Raw genomic sequence first — 23,649 nt, 5'->3', positions numbered from 1 at the left:
CCTGTCATCGCTCTACACCACACTGGGCAATGTTCGGACGGCGCAGGGGAACCTGGCGGGCGCCCTGGAGAACTATCGGCGCGGCCTCGCGATCCATGAAAAGCTAAGCGCTGCCGACACAGCGAACATGACCCGTCTTGGCAGCGTAGGGATCGACTACCGATCTATCGGCGACGTCCAGAAGGCGCAGGGGAACCTGGCGGGCGCCCTGGAGAACTATCAGAAGGCCCTTGCCATCGGTGAGAAGCTGGTGGCCCTCGATCCGAACAATGCCGACTGGCAGAGTGAGCTGTCCACGATCTATCTCGCAATCGGCGACGCCCAGAGGGCGCAGGGAAACCTGGCGGGCGCCTTGGAGAACTATCGGCGCGGCCTCGCCATCGATGAAAAGCTAAGCGCCGCCGACACAGCAAACATGATCCGCCTTGGCAGCATAGGGATCGACTACCGATCTATCGGCGACGTCCAGAAGGCGCAGGGGAACCTGGCGGGCGCCCTGGAGAACCATCAGAAGGCCCTTGCCATCCGTGAGAAGCTGGTGGCTCTCGATCCGAACAATGCCGACTGGCAGAGCAATCTTTCGTCGATCTACACCACACTGGGTGATGTTCAGACAGCGCAGGGGAACCTGGCGCGCGCCCTGGAGAGCTATCGGCGCGGACTCGCCATGGATGAAAAGCTAAGCGCTGCCGACACAGCAAACATGATCCGCCTTGGCAGCGTAGGGATCGACTACCGATCTATCGGCGACGTCCAGAAGGCGCAGGGGATCTTGGCGGGCGCCCTGGAGAACCATCTGAAGGCCCTTGCCATCGGTGAGAAGCTGGTGACTCTGGATCCGAACAATGCCGACTGGCAAAGTGAGCTGTCCACGATTTATTTCGAAATCGGCGGCGCCAAGAGGGCGCAGGGGAACCTGGCGGGCGCCCTGGAGAACTACCAGAAGTCCCTTGCCATCCGTGAGAAGCTGGCGGCTCTCGATCCGAACAATGCCGACTGGCAGCGCGAGCTTTCGGCAACCTACACCGCTCAGGGTGGGCTGCAAACAGGGCAGGAAAACTGATCTGATCCAAGGAACTGGGATTGTTTTTTCGACACAAGTCCTTCGGCTAGGAGGAGCGGGGCCGTTGTCGGATGAGATTGCCGCCCATGGCGACAAGGATCAGATCACGGCGTGAAGACGTCGATGCGTTACTCGTAGCCGCGCACGAGGCGCCGCCAACTTGTCAACCGAAGGTGCCCTCGACGACCCAGCGACGGGCCATACCTCGAAGGGCTTTTGATCATCGGATCGACGGATGATCTCGATCATGAAGTCGAGATAGGCGGGGCCTTGTCCATGAGCTGCAGCCGATCGTATGCGGCGTCGGCGAACAGATGCCTCACCCATGGCCAGCGCTTGCGGATGCCGTCCAGGAACGCCTGGACGCCGGCGCTGCCGGAGATATCTGCCGGCGTTAACAATTTAACAATCGCCCAAGCGTCGTGAGCTGCTGGCGATCGGCGCCGTCGTGGCGGTAGTCCTTGTAGCGGAAGGTGACGCCGGTCTCGTCGAAGCGGTGAGACGGCTGCACTGTGTAGTGCGATTAAGCAGTAGTCGTTGAAATTGTCCTCAATTCACAGGATAGATAGCGTGTGCTTGACAAGGAGTGATGAAGACCATGCTCGATTTCGAAGCTAATCGCAGCGAATGGGTATCCTGCATGCACGGTCGTCGCCTTCAGCGTTTGTGGGTGTTCATGGCCTGGTTCACGCTCTTTGTAGGAACGTCAGCTATAGCCGACATGCCTGCGAAGCGTGATATAGCTGAATTGTTCAAAGCGGCCAAAGCGGGAGACAAAGTCGGGATCGCGCGCAAGGCGAAACCAATCGACGCCCGGAAGGCGAAGGCGGGCGAGATCATCACCACCTACATCAGGGGCGAAGGAAAGGAAACGCAAAGTAAACCGGCCGAGGATCGCGACATGGTGGTGCGCAACCGCTGCCCGGAGACGGGCAATGAACAATATCTGGTTTCTTCCAAGAAATTTGCAGCGCGCTACGAGGGGCCGTATGGCCGGCCGGATGCCGACGGCTGGAGCGAATATCGGCCGTTGGCGCCCGAGATGCTTTATTTCATCATTGATGAAACAGAGGGCGACTTTGTGTTCACGGCCCCTTGGGGAGAAGAAATGGTTGCAAAGCCGGGAGACGCGATCGTCCGGAACCCGAACGATCCTGCAGACACATACCGAGTCGCGGCAAAATCCTTCAAGTGCACCTACGAAATTGTGAAGGGTGCGCGGTAATTTGGCGCGCTCAGGATTTAGAGCCTAGCAAGACCCGGCCAGGTTCAGAGTTGCAGCCGAGCCACTTCTTACAAACCCGCTTTGGACCGCAGCTGCAACTCAGGCCGGCGAAAAAGTGCAACGGCGATTGACCAGGTAATGGGACGGAGGTCAGGAAATTCGTGGCGCATGCCCGGAGCCCGCCGGAATCTGAATAATTGCGGAATCGCTAGGGCCGGGAGCCGACAACGCGCGAACGTATGTGCCTCCACACATCGCGCCGGGGCCTGCGAGGCCGCCGAAGGTGCCCCGGTCTACGGCTTTAAGCCGATATAGCCCGAAGAAGCCGATCGATGGCGTTGATTAGGCTCAAGATTCTTCGTCACGGATCTGCCCCAAGAATATCTTGGGTCCAACGATAGAAGCACGCAGAAATTTCACCTATGTTTGCTACTCTTCTTCCGCAAACGCAAAAAAGCACGGCGCAGCAAGAATCTTATGGAAAGACGATTCTTTTCAATATAATATTTTGACGGGTAGCAAGCACGACGACAACAATACGGTAAGGGGTTAAAGCCGATATCTAAAAGGCGCCCAGTATACGTAAGTGGATGATGTTCCTGCTGAAAGTTGCTCAGACGAGCAACTGTTAGTTGAGTATTTTTAAAACAGGAATTTTTCGCACGCGACTCTCATGGAAACCGGGTCGTGCGCTGCCGGTCTTGGCAGAAAGGGGAGCTATCATGGCGTGGCGTCTCGCGCGCAGCCTGCAAACGCTGCGCGATCAGGTTAATGTGCTTTCGCCAAACCGATCCAAGGTGAGTGACGGCTCAATCGGCAATGCAGAGCACGCCTCGCGCTCGTCCGACCACAATCCCTGGGTCAAGGATGGCAATACGGGTGTTGTCACGGCGATCGACATCACGGACGACGAGGCACACGGCGTGGACAACTGGGCTCTCGGCGAGGCGTTGCGGCATTCGATGGACCGCCGCATCAAATACATCATCGCCGATGGCAGGATCGCCAACGCTAAGTCCGTGAGGAAGAACGGAAAGGCCTACGAGCCGTGGGTATGGTCGCCCTACGTGGGCAAGAACTCACACCATCATCATGTACACATCTCAGTGCAGCCGGAGCGGACTCTCTACGACGACATGTCCAGCTGGCTGCTCGACGGCATAACAATCGCCCCGGCGAAGGTGGCGCAGCCGGTAAGCTGGCCACCCAATCCGGTGCTGGCGCTCGGGACAAAGGGCCCGGACGTCGCACGCCTTCAGGGACTGCTCAACGCCAAAGGAGCCAAGCTGACCGTCGACAGTGACTTCGGCCCGAGGACTATCAAGGCGGTAATCGATTTCCAGAAGTCGGCCAGACTCGTTCAGGACGGGCGTGTTGGGCAATACACCTGGGACGCCCTGCACGCTGATTGATCGGCTACGGAGCTGACTGCCAGCGTCACCTCGTATGAGCCCTAGCCAATGCACGAAGGCGATCCACACACACCACCAAATTTTCAATTCGACGCCTTCATTTCGTACCGTCGGCGAGATGCGACTGGGCTTGCGCAATGGATCAGGAGAAAGCTCCAACATTTTCAGCTTCCAGTCGAGGTTCTCAGCGAGTTATCGGGCGAAAAACAGGAACTTCACAACCGGCGACCTCAGATTTGGCTGGACACATCTTACGAGAAACCGAATGATGATTTTCTTCTTAAGAAAATCTATCCTGCCTTGGATCAATCAGCTCGACTTATTGTTATATGTACTCCGTTGGCGACGGAGAATATTGTCAGGCCAGATGGTTCGGTCCAAGACAACTGGCTAGTGCGAGAGATTGACCATTTCCTAGGCGAGGTTCATGCCGGGGACAACAGTCGCCCGGTCGACCTAGTATTCGGGCCGGGAGCGGTCGATGGTCAGTATCCGGGCCGATTGTCCGAGAAACCGCGGTGGGACTGGATAGATCTCACCGGTTTCAACGTCTGGCGGACGAGAACGCTTACTGACACGCTTGATGATGGCCTCGCTAAGCTTCTCGCCGGTATATACGATGTTCCGGACCGACTTCTTCCAGTGCTACGTCGCGAAGAGCGGCGGCAGCGGCAACGGCTAATAGTGGGTTTTGCGCTAGGGGGTATCTGTGTCGCCGCTTTGACAACCGCGCTCGCGATCTGGGGGCTGATTCAGCGCGCGGATGCAGTTTCCGCTCTTCAGAACTCCACCGCCAACGAAACGCGGGCGCTGGCAGCCCTTTCGAGGGTGGCTTTGCAAGAGGGGCACGCCAACGACGCCGCGAAACTGGCCTTGGCGGCATGGCCAAAGAGCGATACTGACCAACTTCGCCCTGCCTTGGAAACCACCCTCCAGAGCCTCTCAAGCGCCCTCAGGTCCGAAAAGCTCTATCAGCGGGAGTTCCGCCACGCGGATGCCGTCAATGGTGCCCTCCTGTCCAATGATGAGAAGCACATCCTGTCCTGGTCTGACGACAAGGCCGTAGTCCTATGGAATACCGTCACCGGCCGCCCGATTGGCCCGGCTATGGAGCATAGGGGCCCGGTGGTCGGCGCGATCCTCACGAAAGACGAGAGCCACATCCTTTCATGGTCTGGCGATGGAACGCTTCTCCTGTGGGACGCCGTCACGGGGCACCAGATCGGCTCAGCCATGACGCATGATGGCGCAGTCAGGGGAGCGATCCTCTCGAAGGATGAGACCCGCATACTCTCCTGGTCCGAAAATAAGCTCCACCTGTGGGACGCCGCCACTGGCCAGCAAATTGGCCCTGATATGCCACACGATCGCCAAATCAATGGCGCGACCTTCAGCAAGGATGAGAGCCGCATCCTGTCCTGGTCCAAAGACGGCACGGTCCGCCTATGGAACGCCACCACCCAGCACGCTATCGGTCCGCCTCAGCAGTATGGTGGTCCGATTGTCGGCGCGATCTTCACCAAGGACGAGAGCCGCATTCTCTCGTGGTACGAAAACAAGCTTAGCTTGCGAGACGCCGGTACCGGTAAATCGACTACTCATTTCATGCCGCAGCGGAGCGGAGTAGATGGCGCGACCTTCAGCCAGGACGAGAGCCGCATCGTCTCCTGGTCAGGCGAAAATCTGCGCCTATTTGATGCCGTCACCGGTCAGCAAATCGGCCCTGATATGCCTCATGGCAACAAAATCAACGGAGCCATGTTCAGCAATGATGGGATCCGAATTCTGACCTGGTCGGATGACAAGACGCTCCGCCTCTGGGATGCAGCCACCGCGTCGGCGGCCTTGGTTCGCCCGATGGCGCATGGTGGCCCTGTCAAAGGCGCAATCTTCAGCAAGGGCGAGAACCGTGTCCTGTCCTGGTCGGAGGACGGGACGCTTCGCCTGTGGGACGCAGCGACGGGCCAGCAGCTCGGCCCTGATATGCGACACGATCGCCAGATCAATGGCGCGACCTTCAGCAAGGACGAGAGCCACGTTCTCTCCTGGTCCCAGGACGGGACGTTGCGCCAATGGAATATCATCACCGGCCTGCCAGTCGACCCCGCCATGGACCATGGTAGTTCGGTCGTTGATGCCATCCTCGTGAAGGACGGGAGCCGCGTGCTCGCCAAGTCTTGGGACGGCACTTGGCGGCTATGGGACCTGGCGACGAACCATCAGATCGGTCAGGCCATACCTGGAGGAATCGCCTCAGGTGGCGCGCGGTTGGGCAGCGACGAAAGCCGCATTCTCGCGTGGTCCGACAGCAAACTGAGCCTATGGGACGCCGCCACAGGCCAGATCGGTCGGACGATGTTACATGACGGCGAGGTCAAAGATGCGATTTTCACGAAGGGCGAGACTCGAATCCTCTCCTGGTCCTACGATAGCACACTACGCCTGTGGGACATCTCCACTGGAGACCAGATCGGTCCGCCAATGCGTCATAATGACTGGGTCACCGGCGCAATTTTATCAAAGGACGAAAGCCGTATCCTGTCCTGGTCGAAGGAAGGAACAGTCCGCTTGTGGAACACCGCCACCCAAGAGCAGATCGGCCCGGCCATGCGACACAATGATTGGGTCGAGGGCGCGATTTTCTCGAAAGACGAGGACCGGATTCTCTCTTGGTCCAACAACATCTTTTCCAAAGACAAGACTCTTCGCCTTTGGGACTCCGCCACCGGCCTGCAGATCGGCCCGGCCATGGAGCACAATGGTGGAGTCAAAGGCGCGACCTTCACAAATGATGAGAGTCGGATCCTGTCATGGTCCAGCGATAGGACACTGCGCTTGTGGGACGTGGCCACCGGCAAACAGATCGGCCCCGCCATGTTGCACGGTGATGCCGTCAATGGCGCGGTTTTGACAAATGACAGTATGCGCATCCTCTCCTGGTCAGACGACGGGACTCTTCGCCTCTGGGACACCAGCAACGGCCAACAGGTGGGCCCGTCTATGAAGCATGGCGGGCCTGTGAAGGGAGCCATCTTTGCGAAGGACGAGAGCCGCATCGTTTCCTGGTCCGACGATAGAAAACTCTATTTGTGGGACGTCGCCACCCACCAGCCTATCGGCCCAGCAATGGAAGATCCCTTCGGGATCAGAGGTGCGATCTTCTCGAAGGACGAAAAACGCATCGTTTCTTGGTCTGTCGGTTCGTTGCGCCAGTGGGATATTGCCTGGCCAAAAGGAAACATTTTGGAGATCACATGCCATCTTCTCACCGATAGTACGCTGACTGGCGGCTTCAAGCTGTATGGCGTTATCAGGACCGATCCTATTTGCATTGATGGCAAAACAATTCCAGTACCTGCTTGGAACTCGATAGAGCTAGCGCGGGACGGTGCGCAAAAAAATCCCATAGGGGATGTCTTCTGACATGCAACCGCAAGCTTGCCTCAGTGAGGTCGTGTGAAAGGATTTTTCGCATGCTCCGACGCAATATCCATTCGTGCGGCGGCGCCTCGCGCAACGAGCGATTGTGTTGTTGTCATCCTTTCGGCCCGGTTTTTTCAAAAACCTGTTAGTGCCAGCTGACCTACCAAGCCGGATCGTCAATGGTGTAGAGATGACAAGCGGAGCGGATTTCCTTCTAAGATTAGCAAGCTGGCTATTTCGACTTCTAGCTCTGCCGCCAGCAATTTTTGCGGCTTTATTCATGGGCAGTTTTCTCCATGAACGGGGGAACTGGACGCTCGAAAAGTTTGAGCTGCTTGAACTAGCACGTCAAAACGAAGTTGCGTGGGTTACTTCGTCGAATGCGGGAATGTTGCTCGCGACAATCAAAATTACTACTGTGGTCTTTTTGGTTCTAATTCCAGGATTGCTCGCTGCTTTTTTTATGTTCATTGCGAAAAGACTCGGTCAAAAGGCATACAACCGCAACGCAACGGCACTTTACAGAGCCATAATTAGAGGTAATTGCAAGTTATATTCTCTGTATCTGCGACCGTTTTACGTCACGGATGAACTGTTCGAAGCCGGTGCTCAGGCCGCTGTGATAAGCCCATCGGCCTATTTAAAGGACCCCAACTACCGGTTCGAGATGCAACTAGTAAAGGCAATGAGATGGTCAGGGCCCGTTATCGGGCTCGGTCATCCGGGAGAGGCGCTGGGCATCGGACGCATTCTAACGAATGAAGAAGATTGGAAAAGTGCTGCTGCCAAATTAGCTGAAATGGCGACTTACATCATATGCATTCCATCCAGCAGACCCGGCACGCTGTGGGAGATTGATTACCTTCTGCATGGCGGCTTCCTTGGCAAGACGATCTTTGTTAGGCCAGCGACACCCCCGCAAGGGTTGTTTCGCCGCAAGCCATTCGCTCTCAAAGATGATTGGGCCAGATTAGTCATCGAGGCAAGAAATCGGGGCGTCTTTTTCCCGGACTACCAGAACGAGAACCTGTTATTTTGTTTGGAACCAGAAAATTCAATTCGAACGGAGAAGTTTAACCTTACCTCATACCGATCCCTTAGGAAGGGCATTCGCAGGCTCACGAAAATGGATGTTTGACATGCCCGAACGCAATATCAATTCGCGACGCGCTGCAGGAGCCGATGAATGCGCCAGGAGCGAGCTTGGTCCGATCCATAAATCCGGCTCAGGCCGGTAGAGCTCCAGCCCATCTAAGATCAGCGTCAACGCTACATTGAGAAGCGGCAGACCGGTGAGCCCGAGCGTTGTTGCTAACCCAGTGCTCCCGGTCAGACTGTCGCCCGTCCTAATCAAAGGCTCTAGGAGCGCTCGATCCCGTTCCATAATAATCTTTCTGACTGCAATCGCCGCCAAGATGATCTGCGCTCCGGTGAAAATCAAAGCACGAGTACTAGCCTGTTCGATCCTCGTTCGCTTAGCAGCGCAGGAGCGTTCATAGAGCAATTCGCGCCGGGGATCCCTACTAAGTCTAGGCAATATATCATGGTCAGAATGAGAGTGCAGCTGCGCCACCGTGTCGGTTTCCGCAGACAACATGAAAACCCACGCCTTGTGTGTCGGCCGTCACAGAAATATTGGGGCTTATACATTTACTAAGCACTTAAGCATGGCGTAAGGTTTGTTCGGCGTTGGCGTAGTGCAAGGGGTCGCTCTCGCAGTTGCAAGGGGGGTGTGATGAGTGATACTCAACCGTGCGAAACACAGAATGACAGGATCGATCTTTCCGTGGTTCACGGGCACCTTGCCTTCGCGCGGTTTCCCGTTCTCGTCGGTCATTACATCGGCGACACTTTCGCCGGCACGGAAGCCCGACTGGATCGGGCCCTGGGCTTCCGACTCACCGAGCGGCGCAAGCTAGGCCTGTACCCTGGCCGGATCGGAACGTGCGCGATTCTCATCGATCCCAACTGTCGGCCCTCGGGAGCCGTGGTCGTGGGGCTCGGCCAGCCCGCCGGCCTCTCGATCGGCGCCCTTCGGGAAACCCTGCGCCGAGGAATCCTCGCCTTTATGGTCGAGTCGCTGGACCGGGGTCACGTGGGCTCGGCGGACCCGAAGGCACAGATGGGACTGAGCACCCTTCTGGTCGGGGCCGGCGCAGGAGGGGTCGACCGCAACAGCTGCGTGCAAGCGCTGCTTCAAGCGACGAGCCAGGCGAACGCCATGCTCGCCGGACTGCAAAAGAACGGCGCCCGGATCAGAGTAGTCGAGATTATCGAGCTCTACGAAGATCGCGCGTACGAGACATGGCGGGCGGTAAAGAAGGCGATCCAGAATGATCCTCTTCTCGAGGAGGTCTTCGGGCTCCCGCCGCGCTTCAGCCCCCGCGAAGGAGGCCGCCGCCATGCGCCGATCTCGCCGGACCCGAACTGGTGGGAGCCGATCCAGATCACCATGCCCTCCGTCGGGGCGGCGGAGGACCGCAGCCTCTCGTTCACCATCGGCAGCGGCTTCGCGCGGACCGAGGCGCGAACGATCGCCGCCAACCTCGACATCGTCGCGCCTCTAATGCGCAGGACAGCTCAGAATGTCGACCTCGACGGCGCACCGATCTCGCCTGGGCGTATTCTGTTCGAATTGCTGTGGCCGGAATCGTTGAAGCGCCGCAGCGCCGAGGAGCAGAACAGGCGACTCATTCTCGACGAACAGAGCGCGGCGTTTCCATGGGAATTGCTCGATGACCGGCGGCCTTGGATGAACGCCGAGGACACGAACGCGCCGAAGCTCGCGCCGCCCGCCGTCCGCGCCGGGATGGTGCGGCAATTATTGCAGACCCGGTTCTCAGAGAGGGTCGTCGCCGCCCGCGGCAGGCCCAAGGCGCTCATCATCGGCGATCCGGGTGCAGAGCCCATGAAGGGCTTTGGCGCGCTCCCCGGCGCAGAAGCCGAGGCCACGGCCCTCGCCGAGCTCTTGGGCGCGACGAGGGAAAGCCACGACGTGACGCTGTTGGTCAAAGCGGCGGCTACCCCGAACCAGATTTTCAAGCAACTCTTGGGGCAGGCATGGGAGATCGTCCACATCTCGGCCCACGGCGTCATCGACTACGATATGGCCCACGCCGACGGAGTCAACCGGCTGGTGACCGGCGTGGTTCTCGGGGGCGGCGTCGTGATGGGGGCCTCGGAGCTGTCCAAGCTGCCCGTCAGCCCCGCCATATTTTTCGTCAATTGCTGCAACCTTGGCATGATCGACGCGACGGCCGAGGACAAAGTCCGTAAGGAGGGCGTCGAGGGGCGGCCGGAACTAGCGGCGAGCGTAGCCGTGCAATTGATCCAGCTCGGCGTGCGCTGCGTTATCGTCGCCGGTTGGGAGGTCGACGACGCCTGCGCCAAGGCGTTCGGCCTTCGCTTCTATTCAGAGATGCTCGACGGCGCCGGTTTCGGCGAGGCGACGCTGCAGGCAAGAAAGGCGGCGTACGAAACAAAGCCGGACAATAACACCTGGGGCGCATACCAATGTTACGGCGACCCCGACTATCGCCTACGCGCCGTGTCGGCACCATCGGCGGCTGCTGACGACGCCGACCAGTTCGTCGGCGTTTCGGAGGCCATCGTGGCCGCAGAGCAGATCAGCGGAGACGTGAACGTTGGCCTGGAACGCGATCTGAAGGGACAGCAAGATCGGCTCGTCAGAATCCAAGGCGAAGCAAAACGGAAGGGATGGCTCAAGTCTGCGCCGCTCTGCGCGGCTCTCGCGGAGGCGTGGGCGGAGCTTGGAGCTCTTCCGGAGGCGATTGACTATTATTCCGCCGCCGTCAAGAACGAGAAGGCTGTGTTCAAGCTGCGAGCGGTCGAGCAGCTCGCCAATCTCCGTTCCCGCAACGCCGTCAGCGAATTTCGCAAGGGGTTTGCGGAGGGTAAGAGTCCAGCGGAGGCGATCGCGGCGATCCAGGATGCGCTGAGTAAGCTGGTGTCGCTGACCGAGGCGGTGGGTCCGACGTCGGAGCGCCTCTCCCTCCAAGCCGGCTGCTGGAAGCGGCTTGCCCAGGTTCAACCTTCGGACCCTGGTGCGAACGATGCCCTCACGAGGATGAAGGAGTGCTCCGAAATGGCGGTCAAGCTTGGTGGGAACTATCCCGACTATCCGCGGTTGATGGCCTGCAACGCAGCCATCAGCATGGCCCTGCGCGATGGAACGGCTTGCGATTCTGCCGTCGGCAAGGACCTGCAGCGTATGCTCGAGCAGCCAGCGCCCGATGAGGCGGACTTCTGGAAACTCATTCGTTCGGCCGACGCCCGGACGAACGTCGCCATCATGAATGGGGCGCCGGGAGACGGGGGCGCAATCAGAGATGCATACAGACGCGCATGGCGCTACACTGGCTCGCCATCTAAAATGCGGTCCGTGACCGAGCATCTTGAATTCTACGAGGACATTTTCAGAGGCGGGGCGGACGAGACCGATCGGACGCGTCAGCGCATCAGAGCTTGGGTAGCGGAGCTCAGACAGTTCATCGAGAGTGAATTCTTGGTCAAGTGAGAATTTCGGCCAAGACAACATGGGAAGGAAACTAGCCATGGATGCTGCTTACGACAACGCGCTCGCCTTTGTCCTTCGCTGGGAGGGCGGCTTCGTGGACGATCCGCAGGACCACGGCGGCCGCACTATGAAGGGGGTGACCCAGAACGTCTACAACGATTGGCGTGCGCGCCAGGGCCTGCCCGCTGCGGACGTCAAGGGGATTTCGAATGCCGAGGTTGCCGCCATCTATGCAAACAATTACTGGAAAACGGCTCAGTGCAACGTTCTTCCATCCCCTATCGACCTCGTCCACTTCGACACCGCGGTCAACATGGGCCCGGTGCGCGCGGTGAAGATGCTGCAGCAGGCCGTCGGAGTCGGGGTGGATGGAAAATTCGGCGCGGAGACGCAGACGGCTTGCGAAGCCTGCAGCCCTCCGGACACGGTCGCGCGCTACTGCTCAATCCGCGAAGCGCTCTACCGTCGGTTCGCGCAGGCTCCGGGGCAGGATAGATTCCTCGTTGGCTGGATGAACCGACTTAATGCGCTGCGCGGAGAAGCCGGAGTGCTTGGATTCGCGAAGCGAGGCTCCGCCGAGCCCAATTTCGGCGACACGGATCATATTGAACGCGTGCCCGATATCTCGCCCGAAGATTCGATCGAAGCATGGTGACGGCCAGAGCCGTTCATTGAGGCGCGCGGTTTTCGGCAGGACCGCTTTCAAAGGAGCTAATTATGTCTGAGATTACCTCGTATATCCAAAGTCTCAAGCTACCGGAGGCTCCCACGAGGGGAGAGGAAACGAGGGGACCGCCCCCGGATTTCACGGGCGCACATCAGGCCGTCACCGTCGGCTCGCAGATGGCCGAATTCAGCAACACTGTGCCTCAGTCGATTCGTCCGACGATCAGCAACGCGCTGTTGCTTGGCCAACTCGCGGCCGACAAGGCGACCTCCGGGAGCCCGGACCCTGCCGCATATTTCGCCGCCTTCAACAGCGTTATGAAAAAAATCGGATGGCAAGTCACCTCGAGCGGCCTTACGCAGCAGACAATTTCCGATCAGAACGCTGAACTGCATAAGGCGATCATTCCGATAGTCACGGCGATCTTCGGTCCTGGCGCCGCTGCGAGTTCGATCATCATCGCGGTGCTGAAGGGGCTTCAGTCAATGGATCAGGACGCGCCATGGATCACCGTGTTCCAACAGAAGAGCGCCAAGCTCAGAGCCGCGAACTTCGGATTGAGCTATGTCGACGGCGGAGCCGGAGGCGGAGCGACGCTGAACGCCGCCTATTTTGCCCTGCAGGCCTCGAATAAACTGACGCAAGTACTCTTCTTCAAATTCCACTCTTCCGATGGGACCATGAAGAGCGGTCAATGCCAGATGAGTCTGAGTCCTCAGACCATTGCAACATCGGAAGATGCCCTCCAGCAAAAGGTTGGCCCTTTCATCGTGGGCAATATTAAAAACATCATTATCTGACCTTGAGCGGAAGGCTCAAGTCAGCAGAACGTGAGTAGGACTAAAGCTGGAAAACGCCGACGGCCCACAACCCGTCTTACGGCAAGAGCAACGCTGCACATTATCACACGCATCGACGGGCGCTCGAGCCAGTGGGCCCGCCCTGACCATGCCCCTCTGATCTAATCCGGTTTGAAGTTCGTTCCTTCGTTCAGCGACTTCTCGATCTACAACTGGAAGGCCCGCTTCGGCGAGATGGATGTCTCCGAGGCTCGGCGACTGAAGGCGCTCGGAGGACGAGAACACGCTGCTGAAGCGGCTTCTCGCCGACGCCATAGGTCTGCTATTGGTTGATGACAGAGCCGCCTCGCGCTTCGATTTGGGCGCAAAGCTGCCCTTCGAAAAGCTCGAGGCGCCAGTCCGGCTTTCCCCACCGATAATCATGGGTAGCGGCCGCAGGCTGGAGGGCGGTTAATCGGCGTTGAATCAGCCTACGTCGGCGAATACCTTTTGTACGCCATTGGCGCCGCGAGCAATTGTGGCTGCGGCTCCTATTCTGCACCTAGAGAGGCGATCCGTCGAGCGATACAGCATAGTCAAGCGAGCCTGAGGACGCTTTCGAAGCGCTACGGCATCAACCCTAAGACGGTCGCGAAGTGGAAGAAGCGGAGTTCGACCGCCGATCTACCCACCGGCCCCAGGGAGCCGAGATCGACGGTTCTGTCTGTCGAGGAAGAGGCTGTCGTTGTGGCCTTCCGCCGGCACACGCTGCTGCCGCTCGATGATTGCCTCTACGCATTGCAGCCGACAATCCCGCATCTGACACGCTCTTCATTGCACCGCTGTCTACAGCGCCACGGCATCGGCCGATTGCCGGATGTCGAGGGCGACAGGCCGACGAAGAAGAAGTTCAAGGCCTATCCGATCGGCTTCTTCCACATCGATATCGCGGAGGTTCGAACCGAACAGGGCAAGCTACACATGTTCGTCGCCATCGACCGAACCTCGAAGTTCGCCTTCGTCGAACTGCACGAGAAGGCTCCGACAGCCATTTCCAAAGAGTTTCTGCTACGCCTGATCGCGGCTGTCCCCTACAGGATCCACACCGTTCTCACCGACAACGGCATCCAGTTCACCACGCCAGGCGCTGGCGGTTCGGCCGTTCCGCTGATCAACGAAGCGATCGCAAATGGCGAGATAGTCCGGGCTCATGCCTTCGAATGCACCTGTGCCAAGAACGATATCGAACATCGAACCACAAAGCCAAAGCATCCTTGGACCAATGGCCAGGTCGAGCGCATGAACCGCACCATCAAGGACGCAACGGTCAAGCGTTTCCACTACGACGATCACGACCAACTGCGTCGGCATCTTGCCGACTTCGTCGCAGCCTACAACTTCGGTCGCAGGCTCAAGACCCTCAAAGGTCTCACCCCCTACGAGTTCATCTGCAAGGCATGGGCTTCCCAGCCCGAGCGCTTCACCCTCAATCCGCTCCAGCAAATGCCGGGACTTCTCTATTCGGCGATTTGAAGTCAAGCGTCTTCTGAGCTGTTCATCCCACCTAAGCTGTTCGTCACACCGATGTTGGTTGATCTTCGCGAGGCCTTGCTTCTCTTCGGGATCGGCTCGTAAGCCCTCCCAGCATGGGATCAGGAGAATGAAGCGAGCAATCTAAACAGCGGTCTGGAGGTGCTGCCACGCCCGACCAAGTCCCGGCACGCCCTTGCTTCACTCGTCGTCCCGCGAAGGACTCCTATCCACCGGAGGTGGAATCTTGTATCATGTCGACCCCACAGCCGGGGTCGTTTAATCAGGCACGCGCGGTCGCGTCATCTCGGGTCCAGCGGAACTCCGTCCCATCGCTCCACATCCGATGCATGATGACGGCCATCCGGCGGGCCAGGGCAACGACAGCCTTGCGCAGACTGCCTCGCTTAGCGATGTTCGTCGCCCAAGCTTTCAGCCAGGACCACCTCTTCACACGGGTGAGCATGACTTGTGCCGCCTCATAGAGCAACGTTCGCATCATCCCATCCCCGCAGAGCGAAACGCAGCCGACGCGCTTGCTCTCTCCAGATTCCTTGAGCACCGGCGTCAATCCCAAAGCAGCTCCGACAGCCTTCGAGTTGCGGAAGCGGGCCGGGATATCGATGGTACTGGCGAACGCCAAGGCAACGACAGGCCCGACACCCGGAACCGTCATCAGGCGCCGGCAGTTGTTATCGTCCCTGACAATCTCAAGCACTTTCCGATGAAGCCGGGACAGCTCCTCCCGCAGCTTCTGCCTGGCGGCGAGCAGGGATGCGGTGATGTCCGCCAGCTCTGGCATACCGTCAGCAAGTTCCCGTACCCGGACCTCAAATCCCACCTTACCGGTGATGCCCACCTTGAGGCCGAAGTTACGCAGCAAGCCGCGGATGTCGTTCTCGATCGCGATGGCCTTCTCCTGCAGCAGCTTTCGAGCGGTGAGCAGGGCTCGGCGCTGCTGGCTCGTTACTGTCTTGACGTGCACTGGCCGGAACAGGTTGACCCGCATCATCTGGGCGATGCCGCGCGCATCGTTGCGGTCGGTCTTGTTCACCTGCGCCTTGAGGAACGCCTTCGTGTGGCGGGTCTCGATGACTACGGGGAAGCCTGCTTCGGCCAATCCGCTGAACAGCCCCTGTGACAACGGTCCAGCTTCCAGCCCGATTCGGACCAGTTGCCATGCGGAGGCCTGGAGCGCCCGAGCAAGGTCTTCCGGGTGGCTGGGCACCTTCAGCTCCCGGCAGATCGAACCCGTTTCGTCCACGATGCAGATCGAAGTCTCTTTGAGCGAGACGTCCAGTCCAGCGTAATGCTTCATGCAGCCTTCCTTTCCTGATGCTTGTGAGGCGACACTCTCGCTATCATCAGCTCGAAACGCTGCATCCCTCACCATTGCCGTCGCAGACAGGGCTCAAGCCGAATACCCCATCTAAACATCTAGACTGGGCGCTCCCCGGACTATCGCCACGATCGCGCGCTGGACTGTCGTCGTCGCTAATGTCCGCTCCGGGCCCCCAACCCGGACATCATGTCGCCCAAGCCGAAAGTCTGCTTGAGGAAACGGCGAGTCTGAAATGCCGATGCTATGTACCATTTCGAAAGGTCACAACGATTGAGAAGCTACTCCGGCGTGAGCACGTCGGGATTAACAAAGATCTCGTTCACGGACTTTCTCAGGCAGATTCGGAGGGCTCGCGTCTTCCCACGCCGCACTTGAATCAGATGTTGAACAGGGCCTGAATCCCATTCTCAGCATCCATGCCCAACTGTCTGATTGGTGTCCCGACTGCAGCGGTGATACTGCGCTGCAACCCGTTCAGCAGATCCCGGGGCAAAACGCTGTAGTTGATTTCTAGTTTCTACGCATACGCCGTAGCTGATCAAGGAAGACGATCAACACGATCAGCAGGCCGGTTACGATCCTCTGCCAGAAAGGATTGATATTGAGCAGATTGGCCCCCTGGTTGATTGTGGACAGCAGCAGCGAGCCTAGTGTTGGGCCAACGACGCTGCCGACTGCGCCGAACAGGCTCGTACCACCGATCACAGATGAAGCAATCGCCTGCAATTCCCAGGTGTCGCCTGTCGTGGCGATGCCAAGGCCCAGCCGGCTCGCGGCCAGAACTCCGGCAAGTGCGGCGCACGTGCTCGAGATCATGTAAACGAGGAAAATCGTGTGGCGGATGTTGATGCCTGACAGTCGCGCTGCTTCTGCATTGGAGCCGACAGCATAGATATAGCGCCCCCATCGGGAGATATGGAGCAACACATAGGCTGGAATGGCGACGAGAACCACCATCCAGAAAAGCGGCCTGCCGAAGGAGTTCAGCGGGTTTTCCCGTGCCGAGTTTCTCGGCCTGCCGGCCGCGACTGCACGCTCTCTGTTGCGGGAGACAAGGCCGCCGCGGCTGACACGCTCGTAGGCAGCAAGGTTGAGATTGAAAGCGACCGACTGGTTGAGACAAAGCCCCTGGATGCGCCGGCTTTCTGGCACCAGCGCAAGACCCTTGCGGATCGAAATCCGCTCGGAAAACGGGACGAATGGTGCGCCCTCGATTGTGACCGTGCCTGCAGTCAGCCTTTGCCGTCCGAAAAGGGACTGGGCGAGCTCGCTGCGGCCCGCCCCGACAAGGCCAAAGAGACCGACAATTTCTCCGCGCCTGAGCGTGAGGCTGACATCCTCAAAACCGGGACCGGAGAGCCTGTCGACTGCCAGGACCTCTTTGCCGATACTGATCTGTTCCTTGTAGTGGACGTCGCCGATCTCGCGGTTGGCCATATCGCGGATGAGCTGGCGCTCGTTCGTCTCCGAAACCATCCTTGTTGCCACGAGTTCACCGTCGCGCAAGACCACCGCCCGCTGGCAAAGTTCGAAAACCTCTTCCATGCGGTGGCTGATGTAGATGACAGCAACCCCTTGGGCCCGCAGGCGGCCGATAAGCTGGAATAGCTGGTTGCTTTCCTGCCTGGTCAGATAGGCCGTGGGCTCATCAAAGATGAGAAGACGGCAGTCGCGCACCGTAGCGCGGGCAGTTGCCACCAGCTGCTGTTGGCCGATTGTAAGCTGCCCCAGCTCCCTGCCTGCATCGATCTCAAAGCCGAGACGGTCAAGTACGGCCTGGGCCCGCCGATTCATCAACCCGCGCTGGACCATTCCGAGACGGTTCGGTTCGAGACCGAGGAAAATGTTTTCGGCAACACTGAGATGCGCACAGAGGACAACCTCCTGATGCACGGCGTTCAGACCCGCTGCCTGAGCATCCGCGGGAGTTCGCAGATCGACCTTTTGCCCGTCGATCATCACTGTTCCGCAGGACGGGACGTAGGCCCCGGTCAGGATCTTGATGAGTGTCGATTTTCCGGCGCCGTTTTCGCCGATCACTCCCAGCACTTCCCCGGAGAAGACATCGAGGTCGATCGATTTGAGGGCGTGGGTACCGGGAAATGATTTCCCGATACCCACGAGCCGCACCAGCGGGATGCGATCGCCCGTCGGGAGGGTGGCTGACGATTGCAGTGCTGCGGCCATGTCAAAGCTGCTCGGTCCGCTGCTATTTCTTGAGACAGGAAACATCAGGATGCAGCAGTGCCTGCGCTTCCGGGCTGCCGACATTGTCCGGAGTGATGACCATCACGCCCGTGTCGATGAACTTGGGAAGCTTTTCGCCCTTCAATGCTTTGACGGCATTTTCAACGCCGTCATAACCCATCTTGTACGGGTTCTGGACGACGAGTGCCTGGGCAACGCCATCGCGAATGTACTGCTCGAGCGTATCGCTGCTGTCGAAAGTGACCAGTACCGGATTACCCTTGCGACTGGACTCGGAAATCGCCTGGCCGGCGCCCAGACCGGTAAACAGCGCGTCGCCGTAGAGCCCGTCGATCTTGGGAAAGGCTGTCAGCACGTCGTTGGTATCGTTCAGGGCTGTTGTGGTCTGGAAATCGCCCACGCGTTTCGTCACGACCTTGATGTCAGGATAGGCGGCAAGCCCTTCGGTGAAACCGGCGATCCGCTCATCGAGTGTGCTCGCGCCGGCGCCATATGAGATGACGCCAACACTGCCTTTGGCCGCACCATTCTTCCTCGTCAGGGCTTCAGCCATTGCCTTGCCCGCGAGCATCCCGCCTGCCTTGTTGTCTGTTGCGAGGATGGAAGTGTAAGCCTCCGACTTGGCTTTGGAATCAATGAGGAAAACGGGGACCTTCGCGGCCGCTTCATCGACTGCGGGGCCAAGCGCATCAAATGATGTCGGCGCAAGGACGACGGCACTGGAGCCAGTACTGACCGCGTTCTCGAGGATGCCGATCTGCCCGTTGACGTCGGCCTCGCTCTGCGGACCTGTGACGTTCACGGTAACGCCCAGATCCTTACCCGCCACACAGGCCCCTGCCATTACCGTCTGCCAGAAGGGGCTGGTGGTATCCTTCACCACCACCGAGATTGTTTTCTGCTGGGCCGCAGCAACGCCTGTCACCAGCGCGAGAGCGGACACCGTCATCGATGCCAACATAAGCTTTTTCATGCAACGTCTCCTCCAGGTTGGCCGGCCAGGCCGGCGGTCTGCTTCAATCATCCCGCCGGTAGCGTTATCGGCGGGTCGACCTCACGCATCTCTGCGAGCGGCGTGATTGCGACTGGCTGCCCACTTTCGGCCGAGCGCGCACAGGCATCGGCGAGCTGCAGGGCGGACAGTCCATCGATTGCCGTTGTCGTCGGCTCACGGCCCTCCTGGAGGGCAGCGACAAATTCGTTGAACTGGGCAACGTAGGCATCGCGGTAGCGCTCGGGAAAGTGATTGGGCAGAGCGTCGGAGTGCAGGCCTTCCGGAACAATCAGCCGCGTTTGCGTGAGAGGAACATTGTCCATGCTCGCGGCGGCACGAGAACCCATTATCTCGATGCGCTGGTCGAAACCGCCGTTGGAACGCCGGCTGTTCTGAATGACACAGCTGACACCGTCGGCGGTCCAGAGCGTGATGAAAGCTGTATCGAAATCGCCAGCACAGCCAATCTCGGGGTCCACCAGGCAAGCTCCCCTGGCAAATACGCCTGTAAATTCGCGACCGGTCAGCCAACGGCAAAGGTCCAGGTCGTGAATGGTCATGTCACGGAAGATGCCACCCGAGCGCTTGAGATAGCCGATGGGGGGCGGAGCCGGATCGCGGCTCACGATGCGCATGAATTCGACCTTCCCCAGCTCTCCGGGACCGACATGCTCGGCAAGGCGCCGCGTGCTCGTATCGAACCGCCGGTGGAAGCCTGTCATGAAGGGCACGCGATGACGTGCAAGGATCGCCCGAACGCCGAGGGCTGACACCAGATCGATATCGATCGGCTTCTCGCAGAAGATTGCCTTCCCGGCCGCTGCCGCGCAGCCGATCAGGTCGACATGAGTATCGGTCGGGGAGCAGATGAAGACGGCGTCTATCGTGTGATCGTCAAAGAGATCGTCAAGTTTGGCCACCGCCCGGCCGCCGTGCCGGGTGGCCAGCGTCTCCGCCGCTGTCGCCACCGGATCATGGACGGCGACCAGTCTTGCCTGCTCATGCGCGGCAATGTTTCGTGCGTGCAGCGCACCGATACGGCCCGCGCCAATCAACCCAATCCCGATCACCGGAAGTCCTCCACTTCTGTGTGGAGGTAATTGCAGTTTGCATAATATGTCAAACTAAATCGCATTTCAGGCCGTAATTTTCTTCATGAATTGCATATTATGCAATGCGTGATGCAAAAAAGCGCATGATCAGGCTGCGGTCAGCTGAAGAAATGGAAGATCGTCAGGCCTTGCGCAGGGTACCGCGCAGGATCAGCTCGCCCGGAACGAGGCGTATGCTGCCAAGCGGCGCGCCGTTGATACGCGCGACAAGCGTCGCGACAGCTTCCCTGACCATGCGCCGGCGCGGCTGGCGGATGGTGGTGAGATCAAAGGCTGTCCAGGCTGCCATGGGGATATCGTCAAAGCCGACTATCGAGATTTCCCGCGGTACCGCGATTCCCGCCTCGCGCAAGACGTCAAGAGCACCAAATGCAATGACGTCGGAGGCGCAGAATACGGCGTCGGGACGCTCGGGCAGCGCGAGCAGTTCGCGCATCGACGCTGCCCCCACCGCATAGCTGTGTTCGTTGCCCAGAACGGGAACCGTTCCGCCGCCGCGCTCGGAGATCCTGTCAAGAAACCCCTTCTTGCGATCGAGGTTCGATGTCGCGACAGCGCTGCCCGATATGAAGGCGGGACGCCTGTGGCCTGAATCCAGGAAAAGATTGGCGACCATCCGGCCCGCATCGACGTTGTCGCAAGATATGGATGAGATCTTCACATCACGGATGTGGCGGTTGAAAAGCACGACCGGAACTTCGGACGCGGCACAATGCTCGGCCATGGCCGCGCTCACGAAAGAGGACGTGACAATGACCCCGCGCACCCGGTAGGCCAGCACTTCCTCGATCGCAGCATCAGCGCTCTGCGCTCCGTCAAGGTGCTTCAGCAGGACCCGGAAGCCCTGCGACTCCAGCTCCAGAAGCAGCATTTCCAGGACTTCCGGATAGAACGGGTTGGTGATTTCACCCATCACCACACCAATCAGATTCGACTGCTGGCTGATGACGCGGGCAAGAGCGTTCGGCCGATATCCGAGCTCATCAGCGGCTGACATGATCCTGCGTCTGGTTTCCTCGGACACACTGGCGCCCGAAAAGGCACGTGATACGGCTGACTGCGAGACGCCTGCCCGCTTGGCAACATCGATTGAAGATGGCCGGCGCCTGGTTCTTTCCATGGTCAGACCATGACCGCGCCGCCGCTCACATTCAATGTCTCTCCGGTCGTTTCGCTGGACTCATCAGAGGCAAGGAACAGGATGGCCCTGGCGATATGCTCGGCCTTCTGAAAACGTTGCATCGGAATCCGGTCCATCCATCCGCTCATGACGGCGTCTGCATCATCATCGAATCCGTTTGAGATGCGCCAGTCGATTTCATTCTGGATCATGTCGGTCTGGATTGTCCCGGGGCTTACGGCATTTACACGGATTTTTGGAGCAAGTTCGACGGACAGGGCACGGGTAAGGCCGATAATCCCCATTTTTGAGGCACTGTAGTGTGCTGTGAACTTCTGGGCCCGCTGCGCAGCCTGCGAGGCTATGTTCACAATCGCACCACCAGCCTTCATCAGCGGAACACCGTGTTTGGCGCAGAGCCAGGGGCCGCGCAGGTTTACCGCCTGCACCCGATCCCATTCTTCAACGCTGAGATTGAGCGCAAGGTTGAGCGTGCAGATGCCTGCATTGTTTACGATAATGTCGAGGTTCCCGAATGCACCATCCACACGTCGCATGAGATCCTTGACCGAAGTCTCGTCCGATATGTCGGCCGCGAACGCTCTTAGACGATCCTGGGAGACACCCAGGTCATCGGCCGCGTCCCCGGCGATTCTGTCGTCTCGGTCGACCAGGACGACACGTGTATTCGCCTCAAGAAATGCCTTGACCGTCGCCAGCCCGATATTGCGTGCGCCCCCGGTGACCAGCGCTATCTTGCCATTGAAATCGTACATCGCTTCATTCTCCCGTGGAAAGTGGTGGTGGTCGCCGGATCAGTCGTAGGCGCCAATCACGGTCTGGTCGAAATCCATGACAGATCCGGTCACGATGGCGCTCTCGCTGCTCGCCAGGAAGCAGATGGCACGCGCGATCTCTCCGGGCTCAAGGAGCCGGCCAAACGGCTGCGCGCGCGATATTTCCTCGAGCCAGTCATCGCCCCTTGCGTGCGCCGTCCTCTGGATCCGCTCCTCGCCCGGAGTTGCAGTCCATCCCATGTTTAGCCCATTGACGCGGATGCGATCCCGCCGAAGCGCGTGGGCAACGTTCTTTGTAAGACCGATCAGTGCCGCCTTTGACGCGACGTAGGCGCAAATGAATGGCGCACCGCCGTGCGCGGCAATGGAGATGACGTTGACGATTGATCCGCCCCCTGCCCGGCGCATCAGGGGAACAGAACGCTGGATAATGAAAAAGGGCGCACGCGTATTGACTGCAAATAGCCGGTCGTAGGTTGCCGCATCGGTGTCTTCGACCGTGCCGCGATCTGTCAGGCCAGCTACATTGGCTACTACATCAACCCTGCCGAACCGTGCTTCCGTCGCGTCGACCACCGCAAAACAGTCCTCTACGCGCGCCAGATCGGCCTGGACGAAGATAGCGTCGGTCCCCAACTGCTCGAGGGTCGCCCTGACGCGTTCGCCTGCGTCCCGTTGCCTGCCGCATATTACCAGCCCAGACGCCCCCTCCTCCGCCATCATCATGGCCGTGGCCTGCCCGACCCCTTGTGTGCTTCCGGTTACGAGACAGACTTTTTTCGCAAACAGGCCCTTCGCCATTTTCTGCTCCACATATGAATATTGTGCACGACGATGCGTCATGCCAGCTGCATCACTTTGCATAATTTTTGTGAGTTAGGCAACGTGCAAGCCATACGATCGGAACCAAATGCATTCCGGATGCACCGCTATGGCCGGCTCGCATTCCGAAAGCTTACAAGCCGGATATTGGCTGCCATAAGGGAAGGGGGACCAGAGTGCTCAATCGCGTCACAGTGCGGGTGCTGGCCCTGCGGGCGCGGTCAGGCGCCAGTACTGGACACTGGCGATTCCGGGTCGACCAGTGTGAGGAAGTTCAGGCTGAAGGGGCAGTGAGGGTGCCCGAATATCCGGCACGAAGGCCGCCTACTCTAGCTGGTCTGCCCTGCCCCGAAATCAGTGATCCATCGCCTTGACGATCTCCTCGGTCATCTTCTTGGCGTCGCCGAGCAGCATCATGGTGGCGTCCTTGTAGAACAGCGTGTTGTCAATGCCGGCATAGCCGGAGCCGAGCGAACGCTTGACGAACAGGCAGGTGCGGGCCTTGTCGACGTCGAGGATCGGCATGCCGTAAATCGGCGACGACTTGTCGTCACGAGCCGAGGGATTGGTGACGTCGTTGGCGCCGATGACATAGGCGACGTCGGCCTGCGCGAACTC

At 59.1% G+C, this 23,649-nt stretch carries 17 protein-coding genes and 2 pseudogenes; 10 read left to right on the top strand and 9 right to left on the bottom strand.

Going from position 1 to position 23,649, the window contains the following annotated elements; translation table 11 throughout:
• The coding region (locus AC0L2X_RS28830; RefSeq protein WP_473600832.1) for a tetratricopeptide repeat protein at nucleotides 1-1,063 on the top strand (1,063 nt) is incomplete at its 5' end.
• Nucleotides 1,064-1,109: 46 nt separating this feature from the next.
• Here AC0L2X_RS28830 and AC0L2X_RS28825 read toward each other — a convergent pair.
• Nucleotides 1,110-1,512: pseudogene (locus tag AC0L2X_RS28825) on the bottom strand (transposase); the annotation flags it as partial.
• Nucleotides 1,513-1,652: 140 nt separating this feature from the next.
• Here AC0L2X_RS28825 and AC0L2X_RS28820 point away from each other — a divergent pair.
• The 9 genes and pseudogenes from AC0L2X_RS28820 (at nucleotide 1,653) to AC0L2X_RS28780 (ending at nucleotide 14,639) form a co-directional block, all read left to right on the top strand.
• Nucleotides 1,653-2,288: a hypothetical protein gene (locus tag AC0L2X_RS28820; RefSeq protein ID WP_473600831.1), complete on the top strand. Its 636-nt coding sequence runs from the start codon at nucleotides 1,653-1,655 to the stop codon at nucleotides 2,286-2,288.
• 722 nt (nucleotides 2,289-3,010) lie between these two features.
• Nucleotides 3,011-3,700 (top strand): peptidoglycan-binding domain-containing protein, encoded by a 690-nt coding sequence (locus tag AC0L2X_RS28815; RefSeq protein WP_473600830.1) that lies wholly within the window; start codon nucleotides 3,011-3,013, stop codon nucleotides 3,698-3,700.
• A gap of 48 nt (nucleotides 3,701-3,748) precedes the next feature.
• Complete coding sequence (locus AC0L2X_RS28810; RefSeq protein ID WP_473600829.1) at nucleotides 3,749-7,123, top strand: WD40 repeat domain-containing protein; 3,375 nt, start codon at nucleotides 3,749-3,751, stop codon at nucleotides 7,121-7,123.
• Between the two features lie 103 nt (nucleotides 7,124-7,226).
• A complete protein-coding gene (locus AC0L2X_RS28805) occupies nucleotides 7,227-8,261 on the top strand; it encodes a hypothetical protein (RefSeq protein ID WP_473600828.1) in 1,035 nt (344 codons plus the stop codon).
• 597 nt (nucleotides 8,262-8,858) lie between these two features.
• Nucleotides 8,859-11,660: a CHAT domain-containing protein gene (locus tag AC0L2X_RS28800; RefSeq protein WP_473600827.1), complete on the top strand. Its 2,802-nt coding sequence runs from the start codon at nucleotides 8,859-8,861 to the stop codon at nucleotides 11,658-11,660.
• A gap of 37 nt (nucleotides 11,661-11,697) precedes the next feature.
• Nucleotides 11,698-12,315, top strand: a complete 618-nt coding sequence (locus tag AC0L2X_RS28795; protein WP_473600826.1) for a glycoside hydrolase family 108 protein — start codon at nucleotides 11,698-11,700, stop codon at nucleotides 12,313-12,315.
• A gap of 62 nt (nucleotides 12,316-12,377) precedes the next feature.
• The gene (locus tag AC0L2X_RS28790; RefSeq protein ID WP_473600825.1) at nucleotides 12,378-13,127 is read left to right on the top strand and encodes a hypothetical protein; all 750 of its coding nucleotides are present in this window, start codon (nucleotides 12,378-12,380) and stop codon (nucleotides 13,125-13,127) included.
• 192 nt (nucleotides 13,128-13,319) lie between these two features.
• A pseudogene (locus AC0L2X_RS28785) lies at nucleotides 13,320-13,443 on the top strand (transposase); the annotation flags it as partial.
• Between the two features lie 182 nt (nucleotides 13,444-13,625).
• Nucleotides 13,626-14,639 (top strand): IS481 family transposase, encoded by a 1,014-nt coding sequence (locus AC0L2X_RS28780; protein WP_473600848.1) that lies wholly within the window; start codon nucleotides 13,626-13,628, stop codon nucleotides 14,637-14,639.
• Between the two features lie 280 nt (nucleotides 14,640-14,919).
• Here AC0L2X_RS28780 and AC0L2X_RS28775 read toward each other — a convergent pair whose 3' ends face one another.
• The 8 genes from AC0L2X_RS28775 to AC0L2X_RS28740 form a co-directional block, all read right to left on the bottom strand.
• Nucleotides 14,920-15,954, bottom strand: a complete 1,035-nt coding sequence (locus AC0L2X_RS28775) for an IS110 family RNA-guided transposase (protein ID WP_473600824.1) — start codon at nucleotides 15,952-15,954, stop codon at nucleotides 14,920-14,922.
• Between the two features lie 534 nt (nucleotides 15,955-16,488).
• Nucleotides 16,489-18,165, bottom strand: a complete 1,677-nt coding sequence (locus tag AC0L2X_RS28770; protein WP_473600823.1) for an ATP-binding cassette domain-containing protein — start codon at nucleotides 18,163-18,165, stop codon at nucleotides 16,489-16,491.
• A gap of 22 nt (nucleotides 18,166-18,187) precedes the next feature.
• Nucleotides 18,188-19,159 carry a substrate-binding domain-containing protein gene (locus AC0L2X_RS28765; protein ID WP_473600822.1) on the bottom strand — a complete coding sequence of 324 codons (972 nt, stop codon included), beginning with the start codon at nucleotides 19,157-19,159 and terminating at the stop codon, nucleotides 18,188-18,190.
• Nucleotides 19,160-19,206: 47 nt separating this feature from the next.
• Nucleotides 19,207-20,250, bottom strand: coding sequence for an inositol 2-dehydrogenase (gene iolG, locus AC0L2X_RS28760; RefSeq protein ID WP_473600821.1), 1,044 nt, complete (start codon nucleotides 20,248-20,250; stop codon nucleotides 19,207-19,209).
• 163 nt (nucleotides 20,251-20,413) lie between these two features.
• Nucleotides 20,414-21,412, bottom strand: coding sequence for a LacI family DNA-binding transcriptional regulator (locus AC0L2X_RS28755; RefSeq protein WP_473600820.1), 999 nt, complete (start codon nucleotides 21,410-21,412; stop codon nucleotides 20,414-20,416).
• 2 nt (nucleotides 21,413-21,414) lie between these two features.
• Complete coding sequence (locus AC0L2X_RS28750) at nucleotides 21,415-22,188, bottom strand: SDR family NAD(P)-dependent oxidoreductase (protein WP_473600819.1); 774 nt, start codon at nucleotides 22,186-22,188, stop codon at nucleotides 21,415-21,417.
• 39 nt (nucleotides 22,189-22,227) lie between these two features.
• The gene (locus tag AC0L2X_RS28745) at nucleotides 22,228-23,010 is read right to left on the bottom strand and encodes an SDR family oxidoreductase (protein ID WP_473600818.1); all 783 of its coding nucleotides are present in this window, start codon (nucleotides 23,008-23,010) and stop codon (nucleotides 22,228-22,230) included.
• Nucleotides 23,011-23,385: 375 nt separating this feature from the next.
• Nucleotides 23,386-23,649: NAD(P)(+) transhydrogenase (Re/Si-specific) subunit beta (locus AC0L2X_RS28740; protein WP_473600817.1), on the bottom strand; the 264-nt coding region annotated here is incomplete at its 5' end.

The organism is Mesorhizobium sp. WSM4828 (assembly GCF_055811175.1).
Note: the sequence above shows the minus strand (reverse complement) of the source record. Positions and strands in the feature narration are given on the sequence as shown.